3 protein-coding genes and 1 pseudogene are annotated in these 2674 nt (G+C 63.0%); 1 reads left to right on the forward strand and 3 read right to left on the reverse strand.

Going from position 1 to position 2674, the window contains the following annotated elements; genetic code table 11:
* Nucleotides 1–45: 45 nt before the first annotated feature.
* On the reverse strand, nucleotides 46–1227 hold the full coding sequence (locus H0W38_RS15055) for a DNA polymerase ligase N-terminal domain-containing protein (protein ID WP_367162180.1): 1182 nt from the start codon (nucleotides 1225–1227) through the stop codon (nucleotides 46–48).
* Between the two features lie 171 nt (nucleotides 1228–1398).
* Here H0W38_RS15055 and H0W38_RS15060 point away from each other — a divergent pair, with 171 nt between their 5' ends.
* On the forward strand, nucleotides 1399–1584 hold the full coding sequence (locus tag H0W38_RS15060; RefSeq protein ID WP_292455481.1) for a DUF3606 domain-containing protein: 186 nt from the start codon (nucleotides 1399–1401) through the stop codon (nucleotides 1582–1584).
* A 5-nt stretch (nucleotides 1585–1589) separates the two neighbouring features.
* On the opposite strand, the gene H0W38_RS15065 is transcribed toward H0W38_RS15060, so the two are convergent.
* Together H0W38_RS15065 and H0W38_RS15070 are read right to left on the reverse strand one after the other, a co-directional pair.
* Entirely contained in the window at nucleotides 1590–2378 is a 789-nt protein-coding gene (locus tag H0W38_RS15065) for a tetratricopeptide repeat protein (RefSeq protein ID WP_292455482.1), read from the reverse strand.
* Nucleotides 2379–2425: 47 nt separating this feature from the next.
* Nucleotides 2426–2674 (reverse strand): annotated as a pseudogene (locus tag H0W38_RS15070) (hypothetical protein); the annotation flags it as partial.

Raw genomic sequence — 2674 nt, forward strand, 5'->3', positions numbered from 1 at the left:
ATCACAGCCTTGCACAGTAAATTCATGACGCCGGGTGGCGCAAAGTCATTGACACGTTCCGGCCGAGGTCAAGATGGAAGCCGGGTCGGCTTCGAAGTCGGCGCTGAATCGGACATGCTCTGTCCCTTTGTCCTCGAGCAGCGTCCGAAGCACCTGGCGGCGGTGCACCAGTTCGACATTGCGAAGGTCGTAGCCCCCGAAAAAGGGCACGTCGAACAGGAAGTAGACGATGCCGGCGCTGCTGGTGCGATGGTCGAATGACTTCTGCAGTGCGTTGAAGTCGGGAGCGCCGTTGTCGCCCAAGACGACGATTTCGCCGTCGAGCCAAGCCGATTGAAGGCCGAGCTGCTCGAGCTCCTTGACCAATCCAGGCATCTTCGCGGACCAGTCGTGTCCGCCGCGTGTGACAAGGGTGGCTTTGCCCTTGTCGATACGCGCCATGATGCGGTAGCCGTCGAACTTGATTTCGTACAGCCAGGTCCCGGTGAGCGGCACACCCGTCGCGAGCGTCGCAAGTTGGGGCGTGAGTTTGTCGGGCAGCGGAGCTTGAACCGCGCCCGGGACGATTGAGTCGGCGCGCGAGCTCGCTCGCTTCGACGCTTTCTTCACCACCGGTGCGGCTGACTTCAGTGCCGTGGTTGTCCTTGGCGCACGCGTCGGCAGTGGCTTCGCAATGACGCTGTCCGGTAGCGCCCTCACCACGTCGTACTCCGCCTTGGGGCGCGCGAACTCGTCGCGCTTCTTGAAGAGAATCCACGGCTCTTGCTTTTCGCCGCCTTTGGCAATCTTCACTAGCTCCCACAGGCCCGCCATCTTCTGACCGTGCATGCGGAAGACCAGCTTTCCCTTGGTTATCCCTTCGTTCGGGTCACCGACCGGCTCCCACGTGCCGTTGTCCCAAACAATGACCGTGCCGGCTCCGTACTGCTTGGGCGGAATCGTCCCCTCGAACGTCCCGTAGGAAAGCGGGTGGTCCTCGACATGGATGGCCATCCGCTTGTCCGCCGGGTCGTAGCTCGGGCCTTTCGGTACCGCCCAGGATATGAGCACGCCGTCCAGCTCGAGTCGGAAGTCGTAGTGCAACCTCGAAGCCGCATGCTTCTGGATGACGAAAGAAAGGGCCTCACCGGGTGGGGCAGTCTCGCCGCGAGGCTCGGACGTGACGGCGAAGTCTCGCTTGGCCCAGTAACGGGCCAGCGGACCGGTAGCGACAGCAGCGGTTGGCATGACGTCAGCTTAAGCAGCGGCGAGGCCGCCCCGAAGAGGCCCTATCCACAGGTCCCTGTAGGATTGAACCGGCAACAACTCGCGCTCGCGGGCTGCGGCCATAACCGGCGCGTTCAACCATTTGCCCAGGAAACTCGTACCTTTCCCGAGCAAACTTCTAAGGAGACAGACATGGCTGACGACAAAGGTAAATCCGGCGGACAGGACCGCACGCGCATCGACGTGAACCAAGACTACGAGCTTCGCGACTGGTCCAAGAAGTTCGGCGTGACTCCTGATGAACTGAAAGCGGCTGTCAAGGTGGTGGGCACTAACGCTGACGCCGTGGAGCGGCATCTCAAGGGCAAGGCCAAGTAGGCTGCTCACAAGTGCTCGCTTCGCTCGAGGCGACGGTAAGCGCTAAAGTGACGCAAGGCTCCACGCTCGTCGCCAAGGCTTTGCTGGAGCCGCCCGGCGTTGTAATGCGCGTCAGCTAGGTCGGGGTTCAGCACCAAGGCACGCTCATAGCTCGCAAGCGCTTCCTTCGGCTTGCCTTGGTCTTCAAGGGCGATGGCGTGGTTGAAATGCAAGAGCGGGTCTTCGGCGCCGTGCTGCAGCGCGGCTTCGTAAAGCTCGACCGCTTCATCGCATCGACGCGCCTCGCAGAGCAGCGCACCGAGGTTCAAGTAGGCATGCACGTAAGCTGGCGACAGAGCAACTGCCTGGCGATATGCCGCTTCGGCTGCCTTCGGGTCGGTCTCCTCAGCCTGCTCTCCGCGCTCGAACCAAGCCTCATGTTCGCGAGGCGGCTCACCCGAGCGTGGCTGCAGGAAGGCAACGGAACCAGCGACCGGGGCCACCTCGAAGTCCATGAGCAGCTGTCCCGAGTCGGCATCCCAAGGCCCCAGTCGGTCACGTACGACCACGTTCGCTCCCACCGCGGTAATGCGCAGGCCCGTGAGCGGGAGTTCGTCCGGCAGGTTCGCTTGGAGCTTCGTCAGCGCTCGCAAGATTTTGCGGGGCGCAACCTTGGCCTGCTGCAGCGCATAGGCGGTACGCAAGAGCATCAGGTCCTGGAATGAGAAGCGATGTTCGTTTCGAGCGCCGCGCGTGGGAGACACGAATCCTGCTCCGATGAGCCCCGTCACGACGGTTCGGGAGAGGCCCAGCATCTCCTGGACACGCTTCAGGGTGAACGGAGCTTCGTGTGGCGGCCCGGTCACTTTTTCGCTCGGGCCCGTGCCGGCGTCGAGGCAGGCGCGGCCACGGGCTCAGCCGATTTCGGCGCACGCTTGACACCCTTGCGCTCCTTGGCTCCTTGCATCGTCGTGACGTTCGATGGAGCCGCCTTCGCCGGCGCTTTCGCGGGAGCACCGCCAGCCGGCTTCTTGCCCAAGCTGGCTTGCAGTGCGGCCATCAGGTCGATGACTTGGCCACCAGCCGGCTCGTCTTCGGTATGGGCTGAAGC

Source organism: Methylibium sp., from assembly GCF_013817365.1.
Taxonomy (GTDB): Bacteria; Pseudomonadota; Gammaproteobacteria; order Burkholderiales; family Burkholderiaceae_C; genus Methylibium.

What these genes read in the sequence shown, in the direction of transcription:
- H0W38_RS15055 (WP_367162180.1), bottom strand. Translation starts at nt 1,227, where the DNA reads ATGCCAACCGCTGCTGTCGCTACCGGTCCGCTGGCCCGTTACTGGGCC.
- H0W38_RS15060 (WP_292455481.1), top strand. Translation starts at nt 1,399, where the DNA reads ATGGCTGACGACAAAGGTAAATCCGGCGGACAGGACCGCACGCGCATC.
- H0W38_RS15065 (WP_292455482.1), bottom strand. Translation starts at nt 2,378, where the DNA reads ATGCTGGGCCTCTCCCGAACCGTCGTGACGGGGCTCATCGGAGCAGGA.